The 4,413-nt window shown below is 67.9% G+C and carries 5 protein-coding genes; 1 reads left to right on the top strand and 4 read right to left on the bottom strand.

The genetic code is table 11. The features are described 5' to 3' along the window. From ABW137_RS12970 to iolC, 4 genes are all read right to left on the bottom strand, one after another. The coding region (locus ABW137_RS12970; protein ID WP_526400481.1) for a thiamine pyrophosphate-binding protein at positions 1-782 on the bottom strand (782 nt) is incomplete at its 3' end. A gap of 2 nt (positions 783-784) precedes the next feature. Continuing rightward, positions 785-1,663 carry a 5-deoxy-glucuronate isomerase gene (gene iolB / locus ABW137_RS12965; protein WP_526400479.1) on the bottom strand — a complete coding sequence of 293 codons (879 nt, stop codon included), beginning with the start codon at positions 1,661-1,663 and terminating at the stop codon, positions 785-787. A gap of 1 nt (position 1,664) precedes the next feature. Next, on the bottom strand, positions 1,665-2,606 hold the full coding sequence (locus tag ABW137_RS12960; protein ID WP_526400477.1) for a Cgl0159 family (beta/alpha)8-fold protein: 942 nt from the start codon (positions 2,604-2,606) through the stop codon (positions 1,665-1,667). Beyond that, the gene (iolC, locus tag ABW137_RS12955; protein ID WP_526400476.1) at positions 2,599-3,600 is read right to left on the bottom strand and encodes a 5-dehydro-2-deoxygluconokinase; all 1,002 of its coding nucleotides are present in this window, start codon (positions 3,598-3,600) and stop codon (positions 2,599-2,601) included. Before iolC ends, ABW137_RS12960 begins: the two co-directional genes overlap by 8 nt. A 151-nt stretch (positions 3,601-3,751) precedes the next feature. Between iolC and ABW137_RS12950 the strand changes: the two genes are divergently transcribed. Beyond that, positions 3,752-4,413, top strand: a 662-nt coding sequence (locus ABW137_RS12950; protein ID WP_526400474.1) for a GntR family transcriptional regulator, incomplete at its 3' end; no start/stop codon positions are given.

The following is a 4,413-nucleotide window of genomic DNA, read 5'->3' as shown; positions in this document are numbered from 1 at the left end:
CCCGCCACGATCAGCGGCTTCTTCGCCGATCGGACGACCTCGGCGGCGCGGGCGATGACCGAGCGTTCCGGCAGCGGCCTGGCGACGTGCCAGGTCCGTTCGGCGAACAGGGATTCCGGCCAGTCGTGGGCCTCGGCCTGTACGTCCTGGGGGATCGCGACCGTCGCGGCGCCGGTCTCGACCGGATCGGTAAGCACCCGCATCGCGCCGAGCAGCGCGGCGGGCAACTGCTCCGGGCGCCAGACCCGGTCGAAGTAGCGCGACAGCGGCTTGAATGCGTCGTTGACGGTGACGTCGCCGGAGGACGGTAGTTCCAGTTCCTGCAGCACGGGGGAACTGGCTCTGGTGGCGAACGTGTCGGCGGGTAGCAGGAGCACGGGCAGCCGGTTGATGGTGGCGAGTGCGGCTCCGGTCAGCATGTTGGTCGAGCCGGGCCCGACGCTGGCGGTGACGGCCCAGGTCTGCAGGCGGTCCTTCTGGCGCGCGTAGGCGACGGCGCTGTGCACCATGGCCTGCTCGTTGCGGCCAAGCACGTAACGCAGCGACGGCTCGGTTCCTGCTTCGAATGCGGTGATCTCGTCCTGGAGCAGCGCCTGGCCGAGGCCTGCCACGTTGCCGTGTCCGAAGATGCCGAAGGCGCCCGCGAAGAACTTGGTGCGCTTGCCGTCGTGCTCGACGTACTGGTTGCCGAGGAATCGAATGGTGGCCTGTGCCACGGTGAGTCGTACGGTGCCTTCTGAGTCGGCGACCTTCTCGGCCCGCTTCGGTGCGGTCGAAACCATGGTCAGGCTCCTGTCTGGTGTAGAGGAAGGCGAGGGTCTACTGGCTGGTCGTCCCAGGTGCCCCGCAGCCATGCGTGTTCGGGGTCGTCGACGATCTTCCACGCGCGTTCGGCGCCCGGTCCGGCCATCACGTTGAGGTAGTACATGTGGTAGCCGGGAGCGGCGACGGACGGGCCGTGGTAACCGTGCGGCACCAGGACGACGTCGCCGGTGCGGACCTCTTCGAGGACCTCGATCGGACGATCCGGGGTGCCGTACACGCGGTGGTAGCCGAAACCGCGGGAAGCCGTGCCGGATTCGGAAGGCCCTGGCGCGATCTCGAAGTAGTAGATCTCCTCGAGTTCGGACTCGGTGGCGGTGTTCTCGTCGTGCTTGTGCGCGGGATAGCTGGACCAGTTGCCGCCCGGCGTGATGACCTCGCACGCGATCAGCGAGTCGGCCTCGAAGACGCCTGCGGTGCCGAAGTTGTGGACCTGGCGGCTGCAGTTGCCCGCACCGCGCAGTTCCACCGACACGTCGGCGGCGGCCACCCGACGGTTGGGGAAGGACCGCTTGGCCTTGGCACCGCAGACCGCGAAGCGGCCCTCACCGGAGAGGGTGTAGGTCTGGTCGATGCCGAGGTAGACCATGTCGGATGGACCGTCGAACACCGACGCGCGCTGGGCCAACTCGAAGGTCTCCCCATCGCACTCGATGGTCCCGCCGCCGGCCAACGGCAGGATCATCACCTCGGTGTCGCCGGTGCTGAGCTCGGCGCGCTGCGAGTCGTCCAGCTCGAGCACCTGGAGCGAGGACTCGGACCAGCCGGCAGATTGCGGGGTGACGTCGACGGTGAACGGCGGTTCGGCACTGCGCGCTGGAATGTAGAGTTTGCTGTGCATGTCAGCGCACCATCGAAACCGCTGTCGCGACAGCGGAGCTCACGTCGTCGTCGGCGGGGTAGAGCAGCGTGCGTCCGACGATGAGGCCGCGCACCGACGGTAGCCCGAGGGCCTTCTCCCAGCTGGCAAAGGCCTCGTCTGGGTCGGGCGGATCGCCACCGAGCAGCAGGGTGGGCAGGGTGGTGGACTCCATCACGCGGTCCATCTCGTCGACGACGGGAAGTTTCATCCACGTGTACGCCGACGTCGAGCCGAGGCCCTGACCGATGTGCACCGACTTGATCACCGCGTCGGGGCTCAGGTCGTTGCGCACCTTGCCGTTCACCCGGCTCGACATGAACGGCTCGAGCATGGCGATCAGGCCGTGCGCTGCCAGTTCGTCGACCGCCTTCGCACATGCCGCCATGGTGGCGACGGTGCCCGGGTCTTCGAGGGCGATGCGGCACAACATCTTTCCGCCGTTCATGTTCGCCGCAGCGGTCGAGTCCGCGGTCGCGCCGGTCATCTGGTCGTCGAACTCGAAGGCTGCGCCCGCGAGACCGCCACGGTTGAACGACGAGAACACGACCTTGTTCTCCAGCGCCCCGAGCAGCAGCAGATCGTCAAGGATGTCCGCCGTCGCGAGGACACCGTCGACCCCGGGATCGGCCAGCGCCGCGCGCAGTCGGTCGAGCAGGTCGGTGCGGCTGTTCATGGCGGTCGGCCGATTGCCGACGGCGAGCGCACCCCGGGCCGGGTGGTCGGCGGCGACGATCATCAAGCGGCCGTCGCCCTGAATGGTCGGGCGGGTGGTCCGGTTCTGCCACGCTCTGGCCACGGCACCCGGATCGGCGGCGCGTAGGTCGGTGACCTGGGTGTAGCCGGAGCAAGCCGGGGCGAGCGAAGCGACGGGGGAGTGCTCTGGGGCGAGCGAAGCGACGGGGGAATGATCTGCGTTAGACATTGACGGCCTCCACTGCGGTTTGTTCGGCCAACTCGGCAACCTCTGCGGCCGTCGGCATTGCGGTCGAGCATTCGAGCCGGGATGCGACGATCGCACCGGCGGCGTTGGCGTAACGAAGGGTCTTCTCCAGCGACCAGCCGCGCAGGAGACCGTGAATCAGGCTGCCGCCGAAGCTGTCTCCGGCACCGAGCCCGTTGACGACGTCCACGTCGTTCGGTGGAACGGTGACCGAGCTGTGCTTGGTCTTGCCGAGCACGCCGCGCGGACCCTGTTTGACGATCGCCAGTTCGACGCCGAGGTCGAGGAGGGCATCGGCCGCCTTGTGCGGATTGGTCTCGCCGACGGCGATCGCGCACTCCTCGCGGTTGCCGACGGCCACGGTGACGTACTGGAGCGCGCGCTGCACCTGCTCGGTCGCCGCGGCGGGCGTCTCCCAGAACATCGGTCGGTAGTCGAGGTCCAGGACCGTGAGCGGGGCGCGCCCTCCGTCCCTGCCCGCCGCGTCGGTGGCCCCACGTGCTGCCCAGGCTGCGAAGTGCGCGCTCCGGCTTGGCTCTTCGGATAGCCCCGTCACCGTCGACCAGTAGAGCTTGGCCGCCCGAACGGCGTCCGCGTCGATCTCGTCGGGGGTGATCTGCAGATCGGGGGCGCTGGGCTTGCGGTAGAAGTACAGCGGGAAGTCGTCGGGCGGGAAGATCTCGCAGAACGTCACCGGCGTGGGGTATTCGTCGTGTTTCCTCACGAACTCGTTCTCGACGCCGAGGCGCGCGAGTTCGGCTCGTACGAAACGGCCGAACGGGTCGTCGCCGACACCGGAGATCAGGCCCGTGCGGTTGCCGAGCCGCGCGGCGGCGACCGCGACGTTGGCAGCGCTACCGCCGAGGAACTTGCCGAATGACTCCACCTCTTCGAGGCCGACGCCGATCTGCAATGGGTAGATGTCGACGCCGCTCCGGCCGATGGCCAGCACGTCGAACGGCTCTGAGGTGGACACGTCTGCTCCCGGGCGATAGATGATGGGCTCGCCTAAGACTGTGCCCCTGGTCACTCCGCTCTGTCAATAGTTTGTCCTGACATTCAGACTTGCGGTCATGCGGGTGTTACCCTGAGGGCCATTCTTCCTGGTCACCAAGATCGGAGGCGACGTGCCGCTGGACGTTGAGCTCGACCGGTCGAGCCCCGTGCCGCTGTATTACCAACTCGCGCAAGCGATCGAAGCTGCCATTCGGGACGGCGACCTCGTCCCGGGGGACAGATTCGAGAACGAACTCGACCTCGCCAAGCGGCTCACGCTGTCGCGCCCGACCACCCGGCGAGCCATCCAGGAAGTCGTCGACAAGGGCCTCCTGGTGCGCAAGAGGGGCGTAGGCACCCAGGTGGTGCAGAACCCCGTTCATCGCCGCGTCGAGCTCACCAGCCTGTTCGACGATCTCGCCCGCGCGGGCCAGGGTCCGACGACGCAGCTTCTCGACTACCAGCTCGGCAAGGCGAGTGACGAGGTCGCCGCTGAGCTCAACCTGTCCAGCGGCCACGAGATCGTCACCATCCAGCGGCTTCGGAGCGCCAACGGCGAGCCGCTCGCGGTGATGACGAACTATCTGCCCGTCGAATTGGCTCCCGCGCCGGAGGATCTCGAGACCAGTGGCCTCTACCAGGCCTTGCGGGCCAAGGGCGTGCACATCCGGCTGGCCAGGCAACGGATCGGCGCACGGCCCGCCACCAGGGCTGAGGCCCGTCTGTTGACCGAGAAGGCCGGGGCGCCGCTGCTGTCCATGAGTCGCACGGCCTACGACGATTCTGGCAAGGC

Origin of the sequence: Mycobacterium sp., from assembly GCF_040509115.1 — a bacterium.
In the GTDB taxonomy this organism is placed as follows: domain Bacteria; phylum Actinomycetota; class Actinomycetes; order Mycobacteriales; family Mycobacteriaceae; genus Mycobacterium.
This window is presented reverse-complemented; position numbering and strand designations above follow the sequence as displayed.